23 protein-coding genes are annotated in these 22746 nt (G+C 43.7%); all 23 read right to left on the minus strand.

Features of this window, described 5'->3' with window-relative positions:
- Window positions 1–123: 123 nt before the first annotated feature.
- Window positions 124–381, minus strand: coding sequence for a hypothetical protein (locus tag QZ169_RS08680; RefSeq protein ID WP_002893837.1), 258 nt, complete (start codon window positions 379–381; stop codon window positions 124–126).
- A 205-nt stretch (window positions 382–586) separates the two neighbouring features.
- Entirely contained in the window at window positions 587–919 is a 333-nt protein-coding gene (locus QZ169_RS11565) for a hypothetical protein (protein WP_033179221.1), read from the minus strand.
- A 302-nt stretch (window positions 920–1221) separates the two neighbouring features.
- Window positions 1222–1467, minus strand: a complete 246-nt coding sequence (locus tag QZ169_RS08685; protein ID WP_223311183.1) for a hypothetical protein — start codon at window positions 1465–1467, stop codon at window positions 1222–1224.
- Between the two features lie 223 nt (window positions 1468–1690).
- Window positions 1691–3829: an ATP-dependent Clp protease ATP-binding subunit gene (locus tag QZ169_RS08690; protein WP_125351467.1), complete on the minus strand. Its 2139-nt coding sequence runs from the start codon at window positions 3827–3829 to the stop codon at window positions 1691–1693.
- Between the two features lie 458 nt (window positions 3830–4287).
- Window positions 4288–5052, minus strand: a complete 765-nt coding sequence (locus tag QZ169_RS08695; RefSeq protein WP_002917760.1) for an amino acid ABC transporter ATP-binding protein — start codon at window positions 5050–5052, stop codon at window positions 4288–4290.
- Window positions 5053–5064: 12 nt separating this feature from the next.
- On the minus strand, window positions 5065–5751 hold the full coding sequence (locus tag QZ169_RS08700) for an amino acid ABC transporter permease (protein WP_002908663.1): 687 nt from the start codon (window positions 5749–5751) through the stop codon (window positions 5065–5067).
- A gap of 3 nt (window positions 5752–5754) precedes the next feature.
- The gene (locus QZ169_RS08705; protein ID WP_295506415.1) at window positions 5755–6447 is read right to left on the minus strand and encodes an amino acid ABC transporter permease; all 693 of its coding nucleotides are present in this window, start codon (window positions 6445–6447) and stop codon (window positions 5755–5757) included.
- A 205-nt stretch (window positions 6448–6652) separates the two neighbouring features.
- A complete protein-coding gene (locus tag QZ169_RS08710) occupies window positions 6653–7537 on the minus strand; it encodes a transporter substrate-binding domain-containing protein (RefSeq protein ID WP_295506416.1) in 885 nt (294 codons plus the stop codon).
- 15 nt (window positions 7538–7552) lie between these two features.
- A complete protein-coding gene (locus tag QZ169_RS08715; protein ID WP_295506418.1) occupies window positions 7553–8554 on the minus strand; it encodes a uroporphyrinogen decarboxylase family protein in 1002 nt (333 codons plus the stop codon).
- 87 nt (window positions 8555–8641) lie between these two features.
- On the minus strand, window positions 8642–8842 hold the full coding sequence (locus QZ169_RS08720) for a hypothetical protein (RefSeq protein WP_295506420.1): 201 nt from the start codon (window positions 8840–8842) through the stop codon (window positions 8642–8644).
- A 55-nt stretch (window positions 8843–8897) separates the two neighbouring features.
- Window positions 8898–9944, minus strand: a complete 1047-nt coding sequence (locus QZ169_RS08725; protein WP_295506422.1) for a uroporphyrinogen decarboxylase family protein — start codon at window positions 9942–9944, stop codon at window positions 8898–8900.
- Window positions 9945–10154: 210 nt separating this feature from the next.
- Window positions 10155–11966, minus strand: coding sequence for a glutamine--fructose-6-phosphate transaminase (isomerizing) (glmS, locus tag QZ169_RS08730; protein WP_295506424.1), 1812 nt, complete (start codon window positions 11964–11966; stop codon window positions 10155–10157).
- A 351-nt stretch (window positions 11967–12317) separates the two neighbouring features.
- Complete coding sequence (gap, locus tag QZ169_RS08735; RefSeq protein ID WP_000260681.1) at window positions 12318–13325, minus strand: type I glyceraldehyde-3-phosphate dehydrogenase; 1008 nt, start codon at window positions 13323–13325, stop codon at window positions 12318–12320.
- 355 nt (window positions 13326–13680) lie between these two features.
- Window positions 13681–15762: an elongation factor G gene (gene fusA / locus QZ169_RS08740; protein WP_002922484.1), complete on the minus strand. Its 2082-nt coding sequence runs from the start codon at window positions 15760–15762 to the stop codon at window positions 13681–13683.
- 275 nt (window positions 15763–16037) lie between these two features.
- Complete coding sequence (gene rpsG / locus QZ169_RS08745; protein WP_002893865.1) at window positions 16038–16508, minus strand: 30S ribosomal protein S7; 471 nt, start codon at window positions 16506–16508, stop codon at window positions 16038–16040.
- A 19-nt stretch (window positions 16509–16527) separates the two neighbouring features.
- Window positions 16528–16941, minus strand: a complete 414-nt coding sequence (gene rpsL / locus QZ169_RS08750) for a 30S ribosomal protein S12 (RefSeq protein WP_002893867.1) — start codon at window positions 16939–16941, stop codon at window positions 16528–16530.
- 215 nt (window positions 16942–17156) lie between these two features.
- Window positions 17157–17621, minus strand: a complete 465-nt coding sequence (locus tag QZ169_RS08755) for a hypothetical protein (RefSeq protein ID WP_295506429.1) — start codon at window positions 17619–17621, stop codon at window positions 17157–17159.
- A 21-nt stretch (window positions 17622–17642) separates the two neighbouring features.
- Window positions 17643–18458 (minus strand): pur operon repressor, encoded by an 816-nt coding sequence (gene purR / locus QZ169_RS08760; protein WP_032909974.1) that lies wholly within the window; start codon window positions 18456–18458, stop codon window positions 17643–17645.
- Window positions 18459–18550: 92 nt separating this feature from the next.
- The gene (locus QZ169_RS08765; protein ID WP_002893873.1) at window positions 18551–19495 is read right to left on the minus strand and encodes a 3'-5' exoribonuclease YhaM family protein; all 945 of its coding nucleotides are present in this window, start codon (window positions 19493–19495) and stop codon (window positions 18551–18553) included.
- Window positions 19485–20741 (minus strand): DNA recombination protein RmuC, encoded by a 1257-nt coding sequence (gene rmuC, locus QZ169_RS08770; RefSeq protein ID WP_295506432.1) that lies wholly within the window; start codon window positions 20739–20741, stop codon window positions 19485–19487. The genes QZ169_RS08765 and rmuC overlap by 11 nt, the downstream gene beginning before the upstream one ends.
- Window position 20742: 1 nt before the next feature.
- Entirely contained in the window at window positions 20743–21375 is a 633-nt protein-coding gene (locus tag QZ169_RS08775) for a thiamine diphosphokinase (protein ID WP_295506433.1), read from the minus strand.
- Entirely contained in the window at window positions 21368–22027 is a 660-nt protein-coding gene (gene rpe, locus QZ169_RS08780; RefSeq protein WP_295506436.1) for a ribulose-phosphate 3-epimerase, read from the minus strand. Before rpe ends, QZ169_RS08775 begins: the two co-directional genes overlap by 8 nt.
- Before the next feature lie 11 nt (window positions 22028–22038).
- The coding region (rsgA, locus tag QZ169_RS08785; protein ID WP_295506438.1) for a ribosome small subunit-dependent GTPase A at window positions 22039–22746 on the minus strand (708 nt) is incomplete at its 5' end.

Genomic DNA, 22746 nt, shown 5'->3' on the forward strand with positions numbered 1-22746 from the left:
TCAGTCTGCATCAATGCCTCTAAATTCGACTGCGCCCACGGCTTGTCTCATTAAGAGGCATAGAAAAACCCAGCTATCCAAATGGTTAGCTGGGTTAGGTTTGAGCTACATCATAGTTTTAGACTATCCTGCGGCCTTTTGATGAATAGTAATGCCATATTTTTCATGGTTTTCTTCATACCAATTAATTAAGGCCATCGCAGTTTGATAAGTAATGTTCTTAATCTTACTGGTCCCTTTAGTTAAGGTCAGGATACTCATCTTGCTGATGTTTGCATCCGTCGCAATTCGATAACTAGTTAAGGTTCCATTAACTAACAACTGAACAACAGCCTCGACTTTCCTATAGTCGGGCATGGTTGTAATATCCAACTTTTTCATAATTAAATCCTCTCCTAAAATTTAATTTACTAATCCATTATACACTTTTTTCTGACATTTACATATATAAAAACTTGAAAATGTACAAAAAATTAGAACATAACTCATTGAAATGTCAACTTTTTCCATTTTTACAGACTTTTGATAGCCTTTTACCTCTATTAAATAGAAAAATAAATCAACATTATCATCTTTTGTTACTCTGTTAGCTCGCCTTTCCATACTCCTGTTTTTTTCTCCATTTCCGTATAGCTAGGCCGACGAGTAGATAAAGAATAGTCGGAATCATCCCCACTGAAAGCGAGAAGAGGAAAGCTTGATTTTTTTCTACCGAGACAAAGAATAGTAATCGTAAAGGATTTATAACCGCATCTTCCATAGTGTGCATAATTACCAGTGGCCAAACTGATTTAGTAATTCTAAAAATCTCTGTATACATGTCCGTCCAGCATACAACAGTTATCATCCCGATAAGGAAGAATGTAAGCCTTCTAACCGGCAAGGTATTTTGGATTTCTCTCTCAGACAGAAACTTCATAATGTAAGGCAGATGCCAAATCCACCAGATAAAGCCAACAAGTAGATATAGTTTTAAATCGGATAATTTTTATTTGATTAATTGATTAGTAAGATTTGCCCTCCAAACAGATTCTTCAAAAATATTTTTTATGAATTGAGTTCTGACCTGTGTTAGCAAGATTCCAAGATAGGACGTGAACTCAACCTTCACACCTGTCACTCTGATTCCTTGTGTCATCAGTCCCAAGAGTATCACTATCATCGTAACAAGAGGGTAGACTAAAAAACTAACAAGCTATAATTTTTTTGTTATTTTTAAAATTAATGGAAAAACCAGCCTCTTTCCAGCCGTCTCCGCCAAAGCTTCGAAGAAAGATGGTACAGATTAACGGAGTTACCAGCCAAATCAGCATCCCTAAAAAAACCACTTCCTATCTCTGTTCCGATATTTTCGTAATGAGCTTGGCCGGTTACTTTATCAACAACATAACCAATCCAGCCACATAGGGTGCTGAGAATGGCAAAGATAATGACATTGCGTTTAATTGTAGTTATGGACTGTTTCATAGCAGTCTCCTTTCGTCAAAAAATTATTCATCTCTCTTATTTGAGAGAAGCTAGGTTGATTCGAGTCATCGACTGCTTCAGCAATATCAAGGAGAATTTAGTCGAGATGTTGGGATAGATACTAATTTATTCACAGAAAGTAATTTGGAATTCCTACTTAACAAAAAAGACCTGCCTTCATCTAAGAAGGAGGTCTTTGAAAACTTAATTGTCTTAGTAAGCTTTATTCTGCTTGCTTGTCTTTTTCAGATGCGTCAGCACCCTTTTCACGAATAACTAAGACACCATCTTCTAAATCGGCTGTCAAGTGCTTAGCATCTAGATTATCCAAGTGGAAGTCAGTCACCTTGTCACGGATTTGCTGCTCAATGACACGGCGGAGCGGACGAACACCCATGACTTGGTCATAACCAGCGTCACGCAGGAATTCTTTTGCTGCATCGGATACAGCCAGATTAATTTCTTTCTTGCTCAAGGTTTGATTTACTTCGATCAGCATGAGATTAACAATCTCCATCAAATCTTCTTTCTTGAGATGAGAGAACTCAATAACCGCATTGAAACGATTGAGGAATTCTGGACGGAAATAAGCTTTGAGTCGATCCATCAAATCAGGCTTTTCAGCATCCTCTTCCAAGCCTGCTTCGTAGCCAAAGCCAGCATTGGAAGTCGCAATGATAACCGTGTTCTTGAAGTTGACTGTATTCCCTTGACCATCCGTCAAACGACCGTCATCCAGAACTTGAAGGAGAAGGGTAATCACTTGTGGATCCGCCTTTTCAATCTCATCCAAGAGAATGATAGAGTAAGGATTGCGGCGCACACGCTCGGTCAGGGTATTACTGTTATCATCATAGCCGACATAGCCTGCAGTGGTACCAATCAGCTTGGAAACAGCAGTCCGGTCGGAGTATTCTGACATATCCAGACGAATAATCGCTTCCTTGGTACCAAACATATCCAAAGCCAGTTGCTTAGCCAACTCAGTTTTTCCGACGCCAGTTGGACCAACAAAGAGGAAGCTTCCGATTGGACGGTTGCCTTCATCAAAGCCTGCACGGTTACGGCGGATAGCCCTAGCCACAGCTTCTACAGCCTTGTCTTGGCCAATCACCTTGGCTTTGAGACGGTCATTCATGCCCTTGAGGCGCTCAATGTCGCTGGCACCCATTTGAGATACCGGCACACCTGTCATCCGCTCAACAGACTCTGCTATGTCGTTGACTGTAGCAGTCACTTTCATATCCTCAGTGTGATTTTGAATTTTCTTTTCCAACTCTTCAATGCGGGTCTTGGCATTTAGAGCTGCTTCATAATCTTCTTTCTCAACAGCCGCTTCCTGCTTATCTTTCTGTTCAGCAATCTCATTTTCAACCGCATGAACATTAGTCACTGGATGCTGGGCTGCCAAGTGGGCAGCAGTCACGTCGACCAGGTCAATCGCCTTGTCTGGCAGGCTCCGTTGTGGAATATACTGAACAGAGTAATCCACAGCCGCTTTCAGCACTTCATCCGGCAGGATGACATTGTGGTGCTTTTCATACAGGTCCCGAATGCCTCGAAGGATCTGATAGGTGTCTTCGGCAGACGGTGCATTGACCTTGACTTCATTGAAACGGCGAGCCAGAGCTGCATTTTTGAGAATGGTGTTACGATACTCGTCCTGAGTGGTAGCCCCGATGACGGTCAACTCTCCACGAGAAAGTGCTGGTTTGAGAATATCCGCCATGCCCTTAGAGCCACTATCTCCACCGATAGATCCTGCTCCTAGGATTTGATGGATTTCATCAAAGAATAGGATGATATTGCCAGCTTCCTTGACTTCATTGACCAAGTTTTGGATATTTTCTTCAAAGCTACCACGATACTGGGTACCAGCTTCCAGACCAGAAATATCAACAGAAATAATTTCTTTGTTCTTGATAGCCGCTGGCACATCACCATTGACGATAGCCTGAGCCAAACCTTCCACTACAGCGGTCTTTCCGACACCTGCATCTCCGACCAGAACTGGATTGTTCTTAGTCCGGCGAGAAAGGATTTCAGCTGTTTCTTGGATTTCCTTATTACGCCCAATGACTGGATCTAACTTTCCATCACGCGCTTCTTGGGTCAGATTACGACCCAGCTTAGCTAGGATACCATCTTGCTTAGGCGCATTAGCAGCAGTTTGGCCAGTCTGCTCACTTGTTCCTTGGCCAGGGAGCTTGCCAGTAGCCCGGTACTGAGCAAACTCTTCCGGTGTGACCTCTCTACCATTAATCAAGTAGCGCCGGTGTTCGCTGTTGTAGCCACCCATGCGCCCCATGAGTTGGTTGAAAAGGTCGTCCATATTGTTAAAATTGTTGTAGTTGTTGTTCATAGCATTACCTCGCTTTTTTCATATTTTGCTTTACATAATTTTTATTTTTACCAAAGTTTCAGATAAGAAATCTCTTCCTTATCTACTATAAATTTTCATTTGGGAGATCTTCTCCTATCTATTATTTTACATAACTTATTTCATTTTCAAAAATCAAGACTGAATCAGTCCCTGCTTTTATGAGTGAAATTGATCTCTTTCAGAAGAAGATAATTTTACATAACTTTTAATCCTCCCAAAAATAATTGCCTTCCGGCTGTATTCATACCTTCTGATTAAATTTACGTAAACTTTTTTGTTTACAGTTGTAATTTTATCATGACAGAATTTATTTGTCAATAGATTTTACATAATTTTTTAAAATAAATTTACAAATGTAATCGAGAAAGTCGTTGAGGTCCTTTTCGTTCCTATAAAGACGCTTTTTTATAATAAAAATCTGGACATAATCCAGATTTTTAAATCATATACTCTACACTATAACTGGCATCTGACAAAATGCGGGACAGAAACTGTTGGGTCCGCTCTTCCTTTGGACTGCTGAAGAATTCCTGAGGAGGATTTTCTTCGATGATGTGACCTCCGTCCATAAAGATGACATGGTTGGCCACATCACGAGCAAAGCTCATCTCGTGGGTCACAACGACCATGGTCACTCCCTCTTGAGCCAGCTGTTTCATGACGCTGAGAACTTCGCCGACCAGTTCCGGATCTAGAGCCGAAGTTGGTTCATCCAGCAGGATGACATCTGGCTTGACAGCAATGGCACGCGCAATCCCAATCCGCTGCTGCTGGCCGCCTGATAGCTGAGAGGGATAATAGTCCTTGTAGGCCAAGAGGCCCACGCGCTTCAAGGACTCTTCCGCAATCTCAAGCGCTTCTTCCCTCGGTATCTTACGAGCGATCACTAAGCCCTCTAAGATATTTTCAAGGGCTGTTTTATTGGCAAAGAGATTATAATGCTGAAAGACAAAGGCCGTTTTTCTACGAATTTCCAAAATCTCTTTTTTGCTGAGTTTAGCCAAATCATAGTCCTTACCAGACAAAGTCAGCTGACCGCCATCCGCTTTTTCTAAGTGATTCAGACAGCGCAGAAATGTTGTTTTCCCAGAGCCTGAGGGTCCCAGAATAACCACAACGTCACCTTGATTGACCTTGAGACTGACATCTGCCAGCACCTGGTGCTCTCCAAATCGTTTGGAGATATGTTTTACTTCTAACATAATCTTTCCTTCCTAAGCAAGAGCGTAGCGCTTTTCCAAGCCCCTAAACATCCACTGAATTAAGCCGCAAATAATGAGATAAATAACAAAAATAACCAAGTAAGACTCTGAATACTGGTAAGAGTGGGAGGCCTCTATCTTAGCCAAGGCTGTGATATCCTTGACCGTCATGACAAATACCAGCGAGGTTCCCTTGACTAGATTGATAACCAGATTGGCCAGATTGGGGAGGGCAGAGCGCAATGCCTGAGGAAAAACAATCCTCCGATAAGCTTGAAAATTCGTTAAACCAATCGCTTGAGCCGCCTCCAACTGCCCTTTATCCACTGTCAAAATGGCAGAGCGCAGTATTTCCGACAAACTACCTGTCGTCATCAGGCTATAGATGATGAAAGCATAGTAAAGCGGATTGAACTTAAAGACATCTACCTGACTGCCCAGACTTTTAAAAATTTGATTCAGTAAACTAGGAAAAAGACTGTAGAAAAAGAGAATGAGCAAAATAGGAGGCGTTGCCCGAATAAAGGCCAGATAAACCACCGAAAAGGTCCGTACACCTCGAACTTTATAAATCTGTCCCAGAGCTAGAAGCAGAGCCGGAATAAAGCTGAGCAGAATAGCCACCACCATAATGATCAGGGTTACTGGAATGCCTTTCAGAGTAACCAGAAAGGTATTTACAATATAATTCAAATCCATGCTTCACCTCTCCTTGACTGTCAGACTTTTTTCCAGAAGCTGGGAAGCCAGCGAAACCACTAGAGCAATTCCCCAGTAAATCAAGGCCACCGCTGTATAGGTTTCGAGGGAATAATTTCCCAGATTACGGCTGATGAGATTTTGCCCCGCTCCCATGACATCAACAGCTCCAATCGTATAAGCCAGCGCAGCATCCCGCATGAGATTAAGAAAGGAGGTAGTAAGATTGGGCAGGGCGATGCGAAAAGCCTGTGGCAGGATAATGCGCAGAAAAGTCTGCACCGGTGTCAAGCCAATACTGAGACCTGCCTCGGTCTGTCCCTTGGGAACAGCAAGATAGGCTGCCTTGAAGACTTCCGCAATCATAGCCGCAAAGAGCAGAATCATGGTGATGATGACAAACACAGTCCGCGACCAATTATTGATATCCAGCCCCAGCCACCATTCTAAAAACTCTGGAATGCCATAAAAAACCAAGAAAAGCAAGACGATAGGTGGTGTACATCTAAGGATAAATATATATCCTCTAGCCAGACCAGCTAAAGACTGCTCCTCGGCGATCTGAGCCCAAGCCAACAGACCACCCAGTAAGGAGCCAATCAATGCTGTCACAAACATAATCCATAAAGTGGTCGGCAGAGCCTGCAGCAGACTAGGCAGCAGGCCAAAGACACGGGATAAGTCATACGAGACCATAATTTCTTCTCCTTCGACAGTGATTAGATAGAATAAGCTTCTCTTGGACGGGCACTTTCAGCTTGGAGCAGCCATGCTCTCGCCTAGCTATCCTCTTTGAAAATTCCTTCAAACAGCATCAAGGTCAGCTTAGAAGCAACCAGCTCTGTATTCAGATAGCTTATCAGTCAGCCTTTGATTTTCCGTGGTCAGCAGACAGCAGCCACTAATTCTTGTCCACATAAGAGAAGACATCTTCTCCGAAATACTTCTCCGATAGTTTAGCCAAGGTTCCGTCTTTTTCCAGTTCCTTAATTGCCTTTTCGTATGCCTTGGCAAATTCTTCATTCTTTTCGTTTTTATGAAGCAGGGGATAGGTCGGAATCCCCTTGTAAGGGAACCAAGTCAGTTGATCCGCATACTGATGGTAAGAACCTTCCTTGTCCGTCACAGCTTTTTCAAATGACAGCTTGATGTCAAAGAAAGCATCGTAGCGCCCTTCCAGAACCCAAGCATAAGCATCAGCTACCTTGAAGGACTCTGCTGCAGTCAAATCAATAGGAGCACCGCTATGCTTCTGATTATACTCTTCGATAACGGCCCATTGAGCATTCTGCGGAGAGATCGGTACCAGCTTACCCTTTTCCTTAGCAAAATCATCAATAGTCTTGTATTTTTCAGCGTCTTCCTTGCGGATAGTGAAACCTATAATGCTAGCGCCGATTGGGCTTTTTGGAATGATGAACTTCTTCGCCCGCTCTTCGGTGTACCATGCTCCCTTGGTTCCAATATCATATTTCCCAGATTCCAGACCGACTAAGAGATCCTCATCACTAGTACCGGTATATTCAAACTGATAGTCAGGCAACTTCTCATCAATAGCCTTGAGAACAGCAACCTCATAGCCATCTGATTCTCCCTTTTCATCCACAAAGTCATAGGGAACATAGTTCTGTGTATGTGCCACTTTCAAAGTCGTGACCTTGCCACTGCCAGATGCAGAGCTGCTCGTCTTGCTAGATGAAGCACCTGTCAAGGTCCGCCCCAAATAAGTCGCCGCTACAATAGCAATCACTGCCGCTACAACAATAATCCATTTTTTCTTGCTCATTCTTTCGTCTCCTTCTTATGCTAAACTTGCTGCTTGGCGAACCCACTGAATCCGCTCTGCCTCAATATCGCTTGGAATAGTACAGTCAGCCCCGATAATCAAAGCTTCCTTGCCAGCCTCTGCTATCAATCGCTTGGTCTCGTCTTGAATAGCTGCTTGACTGCCCGTGTAGAGAAGGCTATTCTTGCCGTTTTCAAAACCACCGAGAACAGTGCGACCGCCAAACAATTTCCGGCCCTCCGCTAGACTGATGCCTTCTGGCCCCACTGCCCAGTTGATGACCTGAGCTGGATAGTCAGTGAAAAGATGAACATCGTTTCGCGCGCCTTCGTAGCCACAAATGTGCAGGATATTCACTCCGCCAGCCGCATTGGCTGCTTCCAGCACTGCCAATTCACTAGGAGCAATAAAAGTCTTATAGTCTTCAGCCGACACCCGTGCATCCTGAATGCTCTGAACACTGAGATAGATTCCATCCGCACCAGCTTCCTTGATAATTCGCTCTGTCAAAGCAGCAATATCTTGAGCAATCACATCCAGCACCAGCTTCGTGAGCACCGCATCCTCTGCTAGGAATTCTGCAATGATGTCATCCCCTCCAGCAACCTTACCGACCAACCATTTGAAATAGGTTACTGGCGCAAAAATATTGTAAATAGCGACCAAGTCCTCTGTAAAGCTAGCCCTAATCTTCTGAACCAGTTCCACCTGCTCACTAATCCAAGGGTGGTCAGCACCTAGCGACTCAATATCTGCCAACTCCTTGATAGATTGGACTTTTTTCAAGCGCTCGTTAGGATAGGCAAAATAACCGTCACTCATCAGCTTGATAAAGTCTGGCTCGACTTCTGCCAGAAAAGCTTGATGGCCTGCCAGATTTTTCTCAATAATGGCCTGATTTCCAAAACCAGCCAGCCACTCATCCTCGCTGGTAAAATGATGCCAGAAACCAACTGGCACTCGGTCAACGGGCTCTCCTCTGAAAGCCTTCAGTACTAATTCTCTTTTTGAAGTCATCTTCTCTCCTTTTTTATTGTTCCTATCTAGTCAATGAGTTGTTTGTTAGCTTTTTAATTAGGCTAATTCATCTTTTTAAGTAAAATTCTAATCTGACAAGAGCAGGGCAGCAATATCATTGGGCTGCATCAATCCAGTTGACTGCTCTGGTAATTTCTTGAGCACCTGCAAATCATCTTCTTTTTTGTCTGAAGACTGATGAGCATAAATCTGACTGATGCTAAGAAAGGTTCCTATTATCAAAAATATCAGAGCAAGAGCAGCAATTCTTTTTTGATACCGATTCATCTATCTTCCTCCTTGAAAGAGTTGAAAATCACTCTTTAGGACTTTGGCAAGTCCGTCAGAACTGACTAGCTGCTTGGCGGATCCAGTCCAATCTTTCTATTTCAAAATCATCTGGTACAGTGCAGTCAGCCCCTAGAATCACTCCCTGACTGCCAGTTTCAACCAGCAGCCGCTTGGTCTCAGCCTCTAACTCTGCACGACTGCCTGTATTTAGAAGAGCTGCTCTGCCATTTTCAAAGCCGCCCAGGACAGTCTGACCGCCAAAGAGCTTGCGCCCTTCCGCTAAGCTGACACCCTCATGATGAGTTGCCCAGTTAAAGACTTGAGCCGGATAGTCTTTGAACAGTTCCAAATCATTGCTGGCTCCTTCAAAGCCGCAAATGTGGAGAATATTCTGACCGCCAGCTGCATTGGCTGCATCCAGAACCTTGACCGTACTAGGCTCAATATAACGACGATAACTGGCCCCATCTACCCGACCATCTTGGATTTGCTGGGTACTGAGATAAATCCCCTCAATGCCCGCTTCCTCAATGATGCGTCTAGTCAAAATAGCAATATCAGTGGCAATGACATCTAAAACATGTCCTGTCAGCTCGGGATCCTCTACCAGAAAATCTGCAATTTCTCTATCTCCTCGCGACCCTTCCCGGCGGAACCAGCGCTTGAGATAGGAGACCGGCGCAAAAATATTGTAGAAGGAAGCGAGGTCCTCCGGATAGCTTGCCTTTACAGCTTTAACTATCTCAATCTGCTGCTCAACCCAAGGATGATGCTCTCCGATAGACTGGATAGCTGCCAAGTCCCGAATGGACACAATATGATCCGAATAAAGCTCGCTGGGATACTTAAAGAAGCCATCGCTCATAATCTTGACAAAGTCTGGCCGTGCAGCTCGAACATAAGCAGCATGCCCCTCAACACTTTTATTGAAAATCACTGGATTATCTAGGCCCAGCATCTTTTCCTCTTGGCTTACAAAGTGAAACCAGAATCCAACAGGCACTCGGTCAACTTCTTCACCCCGAAAAGCTCTCAGCACTAATTCTTTCTTGCTGGCCATTACTTCCTCCTTCTTTGAATTTGTAATATATCTTACCATCCCCTCCTTCTCCTGGGAAATATATTTTCCCTATCAGCCTGATTAAAAATATTTATCAAAGCAAAATAAAAAAGCTAGACTAAGCTAGCTTTTTCAAGGCTTTTCAGACTCTGCTGAATAACCTTATTTTTTGTACCCTTTTTAGATAAGGACCATATATATTTTCTATGGATGAGATAGGTAATTTTTATAGGCAATAGCCCTCTGTGCTTATTCTACAGTGACAGACTTAGCCAGATTACGCGGTTTGTCAACATCCAGACCACGGTGCAAGGTTGCAAAGTAAGCAATGAGCTGTGTCGGTACCACCATAGAGATTGGTGACAGGTATGGGTGAACCTGATTGAGCACGATATCGTCGCCTTCTTTGGCTACATTCTCCTCAGCAATGGTCAACACCTTGGCACCCCGAGCTACGACTTCTGAAATATTGCCCCGAGTATGGCTAGCCAAGACTTCATCTGAAAGCAAGGCCAAAACTGGTGTTCCGTCTTCAATCAGAGAGATTGTACCGTGTTTGAGCTCACCAGCAGCAAAGCCTTCACACTGGATATAAGAAATTTCTTTGAGTTTTAAGCTAGCTTCCATCGCCACATAGTAGTCTTGACCACGGCCGATATAGAAAGCATTGCGAGTTGTTTCTAGAAGGCCGCGGACCTTATTGTCAATCAACTCCTTTTCTGACAAAGTGGACTCAATAGACTGCGCAACTAAGGACAGCTCGTGAACCAAGTCAAAGGATTCCGCTTTTTCAGAAGCATTGGCATCGCCAACAGCTTTAGCCAAGAAAGCCAAGGTTGCAATTTGAGCTGTATAGGCCTTAGTAGAAGCAACCGCAATCTCAGGACCTGCATGCAGCAGCATGGTATGATTGGCTTCCCGAGAAAGCGTAGAACCCGGAACATTGGTCACGGTCAAACTTGGAATGCCCATCTGATTCGCCTTGACTAGGACCTGACGACTGTCAGCTGTTTCACCAGATTGGCTGATAAAGATGAAGAGAGGCTTCTTGCTAAGGAGCGGCATAGCATAGCCCCACTCAGAAGCAATGCCCAGCTCAACAGGTGTATCCGTCAGCTCTTCCAGCATACGCTTGGAAGCATAGCCAGCATGGTAAGAAGTTCCAGCTGCAAGGATATAGAGACGGTCAGCTTCCTGAACAGCTTTAACAATATCCGCATCTACTGATACTTGCCCCTTATCATCTGTATAAGCGCTGATGAGCTTACGCATCACAGTTGGCTGCTCGTCGATTTCTTTGAGCATATAGTATGGATAAGTCCCCTTACCGATATCGGACAGATCTAGCTCAGCAGTATAGCTTTCACGCTCCAGAGTATGCCCGTCATAATCCTGCACTTCCACACTATCTTTACGGACAATAACCAGCTCTTGATCATGAATTTCCATAAACTGACTTGTCTCGCGAATCATGGCCATAGCATCTGAGCAGACCATATTGTAGCCCTCACCCAGTCCAACTAGAAGCGGTGATTTATTTTTAGCAACATAGATAACATCTGCATCTTCTGAGTCTACTAAAGCAAAGGCATAAGAACCACGGATAATGTGGAGAGCTTTTTTAAAGGCTTCTAAAAGAGACAAGCCTTCTTCTTCAGCGAATTTGCCAATCAAGTGCACTGCAATCTCTGTATCTGTCTGCCCCTTGAAATCATGACCAGCTAGATAAGTATTCTTAATATCAAGGTAGTTCTCAATCACACCGTTGTGAACCAAGACAAAACGGCCAGTCTGTGAAGTATGAGGATGGGCATTGTTTTCACTTGGTTTTCCATGAGTAGCCCAACGAGTATGTCCAATACCAGTAGTCCCAGCAACATCAATGCCAATTTTAGCATGTAGGTCAGCGATACGACCGACCGACTTGACCAGACTAGAAGTTTTCCCTGTTGTTACAAAAATTCCAGCTGAGTCATAACCACGGTATTCCAGCTTTTCCAAGCCCTGCATCAAAATATCTGTTGCGTTGCGATTTCCGACAACTCCGACAATTCCACACATAACGTTACTTCTGATTTCTAGCCTTAGAAACCAGCCCTTCTTATTTAAAATTGGTATAGTCTTCTTGAAGTTCAAAAACTCCAACAAGGCTAGTATACACACAGTTTTTCACTTTGTCAAGCATGAAATTGGTATAGTTTTCTTTAAGGAAAGTATGCTTGGATTCTCTTACTGCAAAACAGTCCCTTGAAGCATTTTGAAAAATAGACAGATATAGCAAAAGTGACTTTCTATATGACTAAAAATTTGGAAAATAGAAGCTCAATAAACCACAGCCCTGTCTTTGATGATTCTCACAAAGCAAGGTACAGAAAAAGAGACTCAAATGAGCCTCTTTCTTTTACCATTGAATTATTTAGCGATTTTCGCGAAGTATTCAAGAGTACGTACAAGTTGTGCAGTGTAAGACATTTCGTTGTCGTACCATGATACAACTTTAACCAATTGTTTGCCGTCAACATCAAGAACTTTAGTTTGAGTTGCGTCGAACAATGAACCGTAAGCCATACCTACGATATCTGAAGATACGATTGGATCTTCTGTGTAACCGTATGATTCGTTAGCTGCTGCTTTCATAGCTGCGTTTACTTCATCAACTGTTACGTTCTTTTCAAGAACAGCAACCAATTCAGTAACTGATCCAGTTGGAGTAGGAACGCGTTGTGCAGATCCGTCCAATTTACCGTTCAATTCTGGGATAACCAAGCCGATAGCTTTAGCAGCACCAGTTGAGTTAGGAACGATGTTTGCAGCACCAGCGCGAGCACGACGAAGGTCACCACCACGGTGTGGTCCGTCAAGGATCATTTGGTCACCAGTGTAAGCGTGGATAGTAGTCATCAATCCTTCAACAACACCGAAGTTGTCTTGAAGTGCTTTAGCCATTGGAGCCAAGCAGTTTGTAGTACATGAAGCACCTGAGATAACTGTTTCAGTACCGTCAAGAACGTCGTGGTTAGTGTTAAATACAACTGTCTTAACGTCATTTCCACCAGGAGCAGTGATAACAACTTTCTTAGCACCACCTTTAAGGTGTTTTTCAGCAGCATCTTTCTTAGCAAAGAAACCAGTTGCTTCAAGAACGATTTCTACACCGTCAGTAGCCCAGTCAATTTGTTCTGGGTCACGTTCAGCAGAAACTTTAACGAATTTACCGTTAACTTCGAATCCACCTTCTTTAACTTCAACAGTACCATCGAAACGACCTTGAGTTGTGTCGTATTTCAACAGGTGTGCAAGCATTACTGGATCTGTAAGGTCGTTGATGCGAGTAACTTCAACACCTTCTACGTTTTGGATACGACGGAAAGCAAGACGACCGATACGACCGAAACCGTTAATACCAACTTTAACTACCATTCGTGATTTCCTCCTTATGAAAATCAAAAAATTTTTATGTGAAAAGAGTAACTTGAGTTGCTACAAATCACCTTTCAACATTTCTATTATATACTTAATTGAGGTAAAATGCAACTGATTTCATTGTTATTAACAAGTATTATGAATTCTTTCACTAACTTTCATTTTGACTTTCATTGATTTGAAAAAGCAAAGCAGTATCTTTTGAAAATGTAGAAATACAACTTACAAGACAGAATAGAAAGTATAAATTCAGATTCATCTGATCATTCATTTCCCCTTTTTATCGAGTGGTCGGTTCTCTAAAAATAAAAAAAGCACCCGCAAACGCGAGTGCCAAGGTTTAGCTCAAAGCTTAAGCTTCACCTTTGTTTTTCTTAATGATTTCTTCTTGTACTGACTTAGGTACATCTTCGTAGTGGTCAAATACCATCATGAAGGTACCGCGTCCTTGTGATGCTGAACGAAGAACTGTTGCATAACCGAACATTTCAGCAAGTGGTACATAGGCACGAACGATTTGGCTGTTACCATGAGCTTCCATACCATCAACACGTCCACGACGAGCTGTTACGTGACCCATAACGTCACCAAGGTTTTCTTCAGGAACAGTGATTGTTACCAACATCATTGGCTCAAGGATAGCAGGCTGAGCAGTCTTGGCAGCTTCTTTCAAAGCAAGTGAAGCCGCAACCTTGAAGGCTGTTTCAGATGAGTCGACATCGTGGTATGAACCATCGTATAGTTTAGCTTTCACGTCAACGATTGGGTAACCAGCAAGGACACCATTAGCCATTGACTCAACCAAACCTTTTTCTACTGCTGGGATGAATTCACGTGGAACTACACCACCAACGATAGCATTTTCAAACTCGAAGCCTTTTCCTTCTTCGTTTGGTGTGAACTCGATCCAAACGTCACCGAATTGACCTTTACCACCAGATTGGCGTTTGAAGAATCCACGAGCTTGAGTAGAAGCGCGGAAAGTTTCACGGTAAGATACTTGAGGTGCACCTACGTTTGCTTCAACCTTGAACTCACGACGCATACGGTCAACAAGGACATCTAAGTGAAGCTCACCCATACCAGAGATAACTGTTTCACCAGTTTCAACGTTTGTTTCAACACGGAATGTTGGATCTTCTTCAGCCAGTTTTTGCAGAGCAACACCCATCTTATCTTGGTCAGCCTTAGACTTAGGCTCAACCATCAGCTGAATAACTGGTTCTGGAACGTTGATAGACTCAAGGATGATCTTAGCTTTTTCATCTGTCAATGAGTCACCAGTAGTTGTATCTTTTAAACCTACGGCAGCAGCGATATCACCCGCATAAACAGTTTCAATTTCGTTACGGCTGTTAGCGTGCATTTGCAGGATACGTCCGATACGCTCACGTTTACCTTTAGAAGTGTTCAATACGTATGAACCGCTGTTCAGAACACCTGAGTAAACACGGAAGAAAGTCAAACGACCTACGAATGGGTCAGTCATGATCTTGAAGGCAAGAGCTGCAAATGGCTCTTCATCAGATGCAGGACGAGTTTCTTCTTCTTCAGTGTCTGGGTTGATACCTTTGATTGCTGGAATATCAAGTGGGCTTGGCAAGTAGTCGATAACTGCATCAAGCATCAACTGAACACCCTTGTTCTTGAAAGCAGAACCACACAATACTGGGAAGAATTCAACGTTGATAGTCGCACGGCGGATACCAGCTTTCAATTCGTCATTAGTGATTTCTTCACCTTCAAGGTATTTCATCATCAAGTCTTCATCAGTTTCAGCAACTGCTTCCACCAATTTTTCACGGTATTCTTGAGCTTGCTCAAGGTATTCAGCTGGGATATCTTCTTCCAAAATATCTGTACCAAGGTCATTAGTATAGATTTCAGCCTTCATCTTGATCAAGTCGATAATTCCACGGAAGTCATCTTCTGAACCAATTGGCAATTGGATTGGATGAGCGTTTGCTTGAAGACGATCATGCAAAGTGCTTACTGAGTAAAGGAAGTCAGCACCAATCTTGTCCATCTTGTTAGCAAATACGATACGAGGAACTCCGTACTCAGTTGCTTGGCGCCAAACTGTTTCAGTTTGAGGCTCAACACCTGATTGTGAGTCAAGAACGGTTACCGCACCGTCCAAGACACGAAGAGAACGTTGTACTTCGATTGTGAAGTCCACGTGTCCCGGTGTGTCGATGATGTTTACACGGTGGTTGTTCCATTGAGCTGTTGTCGCAGCAGATGTGATAGTGATACCACGCTCTTGCTCTTGCTCCATCCAGTCCATTTGTGACGCACCTTCGTGAGTTTCACCGATTTTGTGGATTTTACCAGTGTAGTAAAGAATACGCTCAGTTGTTGTTGTTTTACCAGCATCGACGTGGGCCATGATACCGATATTACGAGTTTTTTCAAGTGAAAATTCGCGAGCCATTTGGTTATTTCTCCTATTAATTTATTTTACAGTTTATTATAACATTATTTAGCAAAAACGGATAGGCAGGACCTACCCGTTCTCAATGCTTATCTTGTTTTTGTTGGTCTCAACTTGTAGATAAGTTGAATTGAACTAGAGCTAAAAGCTCGAGTTAACTAATTTGAACCCGAGCGAGGCCCGGCGCAAAAAAGATAAACTGCTTTGTGTTCACTGAACACTGCATCAGTTTCCTATTTTTGCCTTGCGCCTTTGTCGCTCTTAGTATCATTTTATTACCAACGGAAGTGTGCGAAGGCACGGTTAGCTTCAGCCATACGGTGAGTGTCTTCACGTTTCTTAACAGCTGCACCAGTGTTGTTAGATGCATCCAAGATTTCTTTTGCAAGGCGGTCAACCATTGTGTGCTCACCACGTTGACGAGCAATAGTTACCAACCAGCGAAGTCCAAGTGTTGTACGACGTTCTGGACGAACTTCAACTGGAACTTGGTAGTTTGAACCACCGACACGTCGAGCACGAACTTCAAGTACAGGCATGATGTTTTCCATAGCTGTTTCAAATACTTCCAGCGCATCGTTTCCAGTTGCTTCTTTGATTTGATCAAAAGCTCCGTAAACGATAGAAGCCGCTGTACCACGCTTACCATCAAGCATAACGCGGTTGATAAGACGAGTAACTAATTTTGAATTGTAAAGCGGATCTGGCAATACTTCGCGCTTAGGCGCTTGGTTTTTACGACTCATTTATCTTTCTCCCCTTTCCTTATGCTTTTGGTTTTTTAGTACCGTATTTAGAACGGCCTTGTTTACGATCAGTAACACCTGCTGTATCAAGTGCACCGCGGACGATATGGTAACGTACCCCTGGAAGGTCTTTTACACGTCCACCACGAAGAAGCACCACGCTGTGCTCTTGCAGGTTGTGTCCGATACCTGGGATGTAAGCTGTAACTTCAATCAGGTTGCTCAGACGTACACGGGCAAATTTACGAAGGGCAGAGTTCGGTTTCTTAGGTGTCATAGTTCCGACACGAGTTGCAACTCCACGTTTTTGCGGTGAAGATACGTTTGTTTGAACTTTTTTATGGCTGTTGTAACCAACGTTCAAAGCTGGTGATTTAGATTTTTCTACTTTTGATTTACGCGGTTTGCGAACCAATTGGTTAATTGTAGGCATCTACATTCTCCTGTATTTTTTTAATTTTGGTGATGATACACTTGGTGACAGCTACCATCTGCGTGTACTTTTGCAACATTTGTCAGCACGTCTCTGTACACTTTTGAGAGACCAAAAGTAAAAAGTACCGTCTATCATTATAGCACGACGATACTTTTGTGTCAATACATTTTTTCTACTTTAAGCCTATCTCTGCTTATTAGATTTCTGCTAACTTATTGCTGCGACTGAGCCACTGCTTCTTCTGATACAGCAGCTGGATTTTCATAAACACCAGCCTGAGCCCCTTCTGGGTCAATCAGGACAGCTATTGCATGAATACGGCTTTGGAATCTAGCCTTAGTAGCTGCATCTTTGACCTTCTCTGCTGCAGTCTTAGATAGCTGCAAATCTTCCAAAGTTTGCATGGTTTCAAGCTGTTTAACCGCTTCTTCTGCGGTCTGAACTGCTCGCTCTTCTTCCTGAATTTCTTTTTCCTGTGCTTCTTTTTGAGCAGAAGACAGTTGTAAGGAAGAGCTGCTTGATGCGATGCTGGCAGCCGAACTAACTGAATTTCTGGTGGAATTAGCCTGTCCCTGCACAAAAAGCATGCCAGTAATCAGAATCCCAAATAAAATCGACAATACTCCTAAACGAATCCACAGCGGACTGTGGTCAAACTTTTCTAAAACTGTTTTCATCTATAATCTCCGCCCTTTTCCCTAATCAAAAATATTTCCAATTTCCACATCAATGGTATTCGCCTTGACATCAATATTGGTTACTTTCAAGAGCGATTTATAGTCCAGATAATCGCGATTGGCCTGCGCGTTGTCCGCAAAGACAGCTACACCTGCCAACTCAGAGTCAAACTCAGATAAGAGGCTAATCATCCCTGTAATGGTCCCCCCGCCTTTGAGGAAGTCATCCACAATCAAGACGCGGCTGCCGGCCTTGAGACTGCGCTTGGACAAGAACATCTTTTCAATACGATCTCCGCTGGAGCCCGATACATAGTTGACACTGACCGTTGACCCTTCTGTAATCTTTAAATCCCGACGAACGATGACAAAAGGAACATTGAGAACATTGGCTACTGCATTGGCCAAAGGTACACCCTTAGTTGCAACCGTCATGACAGCATCAATCTGTTGACCTTTAAAGCTTTTGGCAATGATCCGTCCGATATTATTCAAAATGGATGGAGTACTGAGCAGATCAGATAGATAAATATAGCCCCCCGGAAGAATCCGATTGCTTTCCGACAGCTGATCACAAAGACCTTGTACAATGGTCTTAGCTTCTGTATCTGAGATGGACGGGCTAAAAATCACTCCTCCACCGGCACCAGTAATCGTTTCGATAGTTCCAATTTCAATCTCTTCAAAGGCTCGCTTAATAATGACAATATCTTCTGAAATAGAAGATTTGGCAGATTCGTATTTTTCTGCAAATGTATTTAAGCTCGTTAATTCATAAGGATGGTTAATCAAATAATTAGAAATAACCACCATACGCTCACTTCTTCTTAATTTCATTTTTTCACCAATTAAAGTTATTTTATTCATTATACCATAACAGAAACAAAAAAACGAACATTCTTTTCCAAGTAATGTCCATTTTTCGTATTTTACTGTTCAAGTTTTGGTTTGTAGAAAGAACGGCCTTCAAGAGCGAATATTTTATTGCTCATTTCACCTGGATCCACAAGTCCTAAGGCAGCAGTCATCATCATCATCTCCGCATCCAGATTATCAATCATGTGCAGAATTTCTGCCTCCATAATCTTAGGCCGTACAGGACTGCCGTATTCCAAGAGACCGTGGTGGCTGAGAAGGACATGGCGCAGTACAATAACCTCTTCCTTACTATCGTCAATTTTCAGCTCCATCAGGGTCTTGGTCAACTCTTCATCAATCAAAGCGATGTGACCAATCAGATTGCCTCGCACAGTGTACTCTGTATTTTCCGGACCGCTGAGCTCAATAACCTTGGCCAAGTCATGGAGCATAATCCCTGCAAAGAGCAAGCTTTTATTAAGCTGAGGATAAATGTCTCCGATAGCATCGGCCAGCTTGACCATTGTAGCGGTATGAAAGGCTAGTCCCGACTCAAAAGCATGGTGATTGGTCTTGGCAGCTGGATAAGAATAAAACTCCTTGTCGTACTTGCTATAAAGCGAGCGGACCACGCGCTGCCAGACCGAATTCTCAATCTTAAAAATCATCTGAGATAAATAATCTCGGATTTCTTTCTGGTCTACTGGCGGTTTTTCCTTGAAATCCGCTGGATCATTGGGCTCTCCAGCCTTAGGAAGACGCAGGGTCAGTTGATTTACCTGGGGCGTGTTATTGTAGACTTCCCGTCGACCTTGCATGTGCACGACCTTGCCAGCAGTGAATTCTTCAACATTGTGTGGCTGAGCATCCCAAAGTTTACCCTCGATTACTCCTGTATCGTCTTGGAAAGTGAAGGCCAGATAATTTTTCCCAGCCCTTGTCTGACGGACTTCTGCTGACTTGATCAGATAGAAACCTTCAAACAGTTCATCTTTTTTCATTTGATTAATCTTCATTGTTTTCCCTTTCTTCTGAAAAATCAAGTAAGTTCAAATCGAGGTCTTGGTCAGACAGCTCAATATGGCGTAAGGTTCTTTCGATAGCTCCTGTCCGCCGAGTCAAGAGTTCATCAATGTTACCCGAAGCATGCTGCAAATGTTTCTGTGCCTTGGTCAGAATGCCACCGAACTTGTTAAACTCAGATTTGACTGAGCCCAGAACCTTGCTGATGTCGTCCGCACTTTTTTGGATATTGAGCGTTTTAAATCCGACAGACAGTGAATTAAGCAAGGCAGAAAGGGTCGACGGACCCGCCACCACAATCTGCTCCTCACGTCGCAAACTGTCAAAAAAGGCTGGATTGCGGACAACTTCCGAATAGAGACCTTCCGTTGGCAGAAACATGATACCAAAATTGGTCGTAGCTGGTGGCGCCAGATATTTACTCTTAATATCCTTGGCAAAGCGTTTAACACTTGCTAAGAGAGACTTGCGATAGAGCTCAATCTCTTCCTTGCTGCCAGACTCGTAAGCATCTTCCAAACGGTAGTAATCAGCCAGAGGAAACTTAGAATCAATGGGCAGGTAGACATATTCATGCTCCGTCTGTCCCGGCAGTTTAATAGCATATTCAACACGCTCACTGGATCCGGCCGCTGTCACAAACTCTCGCTCATACTGGCTGGCCGTCATGATATCCTCGATAATCTGGCCCAGCTGCAACTCCCCTAGAATCCCTCGGGTCTTGGTGTTGGATAAGACCTTATTCAGTGTACCGACATCTCGGGCAACACTCTGCATTTCTCCCAGACCGCGATTGACAGACTCCAACTGCTTAGAGACCGTTTCAAAAGAAGTCTGAAGACGAGTCTGAAGTGTCTTCTCCAGTTTCTCTTCAACAGTCTGCCGCATCTGCTCTAGACGGGTTTCGTTGGACTCTTGGATCTGCCTCATACGCTCGTCAGTTTTATCCCGATTCTTGGTCAGATTGTCACTGATTTCCAAGCGCAGCTCTGTCAAGTTGCGGTGCAAATCTGTCCTGACCTCGCTCAAGCGGTCTCCCAGAGCTAATTCCAGCTCTTTCTGAGCCGTTTGCTTTCTCTGGCTTTCTTGCTCCAAGCGATAGTCCAACTGATCCGATAGATGATCTGCCTGATTTTCCAAGACTTGCTTTAGCGTCTCGGTCTGCTGACTAATCTTTTGCCATAAAAGAAAGGTCAGCACTAGATTTCCCAAAAGAATGAGGATAATTATAAACTCCATATCAGCTCCTGTCTTTGCTGTAAATGACGACTGTATAGCCACTATCAAAGTCCAAATAAATGGGCTTATCTATAAATTCGTTAGAAGCATACACTTTTTTGAAAAAAAAGTTATCTTTATTGAGCGGATATTTAGCGCCCTCAATCGTTAGGTCAACGTCATCCGATGGCAGAAAGGCCAGATAGCGCATGCCAGGTACTGGTTTTATTTCATGGCGCCCCTTGGGAACATAGGTCAGCAGATTCTGTTCGTCTTCCAGAAAAATCTTCTCCATATAAGGTGCAATTTTTTCATTACTGGGCAGGAAAACATTGGCCAAGGCATGATCCAGACGGCCTCCAAAGGCGCCGAAAATGGTCAAACGGGCATCTGGATACCGTTCAAAACAAGCCAGAACAGCTAACTCCAGGTCCGTATCATCCTTTTCAGGATGGGCCTGAACGACTTCCTTGGCTCTATCTTTTATGCGCAGCAATTCTTCCTTGCTCACAGAGTCAAAATCCCCGACAGCCAAATCCGGACAAACTCCTTGCTCAAGCAGAAAGAGGCTCCCACGGTCTACTCCGACCAACACATCAAAATCCAAGCTAAAATGCTCCAAGTTTCCGCCAGCAAACAGCGCAACCTTAGTCATGCAAGGCATCCCGTAGAGTCTGAACTTGATGATTAACATCGCCTTTGAAGACATAGCTGCCAGCCACGAAGACATTGGCGCCAGCTTCTTTAGCAATCCCAATGGTCTTACCGTCAATACCGCCATCCACTTCAATATCAAAATTCAGCTGATTGACTTCGCGCAGAACGACCAGTTCACGAATCTTATCCATGGTTTCTGGCAGAAAGGCCTGACCGCCAAAGCCTGGATTAACTGTCATCACAAGGACTTGATCAACCAAATTCAAAACATTTTTAACTGCTTCGACTGGTGTTCCTGGATTAATCACAACACTAGGCTTGACTCCCGCTGATCGAATCTTCTGCAGCGCTCCGTGGATATGTGGCGTCGTTTCGGCATGGATGCTGATAATATCTGCACCGGCACGAGCGAATTCTTCAATATGATTCTCAGGATTGGAGACCATCAGATGGCAGTCAAAGACTAGCTTGCTGTGAGGACGCATACTGGCAACAACCCCAGCTCCAAAGCTGATATTGGGTACAAAATGACCATCCATAATATCGATATGGGCATACTCAGCACCTGTCGCTTCTAACTTTTTCAGCTCTGCTTCAAAATTAGCATAGTCCGCACTTAAGATTGAAGGGGCGATTTTGAACGATGTCATAGTTTTTCTCCTTATTTAGAATTTTTTTTGGCAACTTTTTTATAGGTTTCCCGACGATTCTCGATCTCGCTGAGAAACTGTAGGTAATTATCAAAGCGGAATGAAGCTATCTGGCCGGCCTCAACTGCTGGCTTAACGGCACAAGCTGGCTCGTGAGTATGAGTGCAAGTACGAAACTTACAGGACTGGCTGAACTCAGCAATCTCTGGAAAAGCTTGATTGAGATCTTCAGCTGTACTCACCTCGTAATCCAAAGATGAAAATCCTGGCGTATCGGCAATCTTACCGCCGTTTAGATTGTAAAAGCTGACAGCCCTTGTCGTATGACGGCCGCGGCCCAGACTTTCAGAAATCTCTCCTGTTTCCAGCTGCAGGTCTGGAGCGATTTTATTGAGCAGAGTGGACTTTCCTACTCCAGTCTGTCCCATGAAAACAGTGATTTCCCCTGTCAGCCGTGGCAGCAACTCCTCAGTAGTTTTAAGAACCTCATACCCGATAGCCTGATACGCCTGCACATAGGCATCCAAGCTCTGCTTATCTCCAAGCAGGTCTAACTTGCTGATGTAGATAATAGGATGGATCCGCTTATGCTCTAAAAGCACCAGAAAACGATCTAACAGATTAGCATTGAAATCTGGCTCTTTCGCGCTCATGATTACAACTGCCTGGTCAATGTTGACAATGGGAGGCCGTACAAGACTGTTCTTTCGCTCTGCTAT

It is taken from the genome of uncultured Streptococcus sp. (genome assembly GCF_905372115.1).
Taxonomy (GTDB): Bacteria; Bacillota; Bacilli; order Lactobacillales; family Streptococcaceae; genus Streptococcus.